Annotated in this window: 1 protein-coding gene; it reads left to right on the forward strand. The window is 67.0% G+C overall.

All coding sequences use genetic code 11. From position 1 onward, the window contains the following. Positions 1-204 precede the first annotated feature (204 nt). Positions 205-449, forward strand: a 245-nt coding sequence (locus AC1DYG_RS19760) for a pyridoxamine 5'-phosphate oxidase family protein (RefSeq protein WP_477641550.1), incomplete at its 3' end; no start/stop codon positions are given.

Below are 449 nucleotides of genomic sequence, written 5' to 3' on the forward strand. Positions count from 1 at the left end.
CCTGCGGGTCGTGGACGCCTCGGCGATGCCAGTGCTGCCTGCGGGCAACACCTACCTTGGCTGCGTGATGATGGCCGAACGTGCCTCGCAACTGATCTGAGGTACCGCAGGTCCTCCGGCAACGAGGACATGGAGCCCGCCACTGTCTCGGCGCGGTCCGTAGTTTCTCGCGGACAACGCCTTTGACGCGTTAGCCTGGACGACATGCCGCTGTCACCGGATGAGCGTCAACAGTTCCTCGCGCAGCCGCGTATCGCCGCGCTTGCAGTGGCGGCCCCCGGCCGCGGCCCACTGACCGTCCCCATCTGGTACCAGTACGCACCGGGGACCGAGGCGTGGGTACTGACCGGCCCTGAATCGCAGAAGATCCGCCACATCAGGGAGGCCGGCCGATTCAGCCTGATGGTGCAGCAGGCCGAACCCACCGTCCGGTACGTGAGCGTGGAGGG

It is taken from the genome of Pedococcus sp. P1_H8, assembly GCF_056405175.1.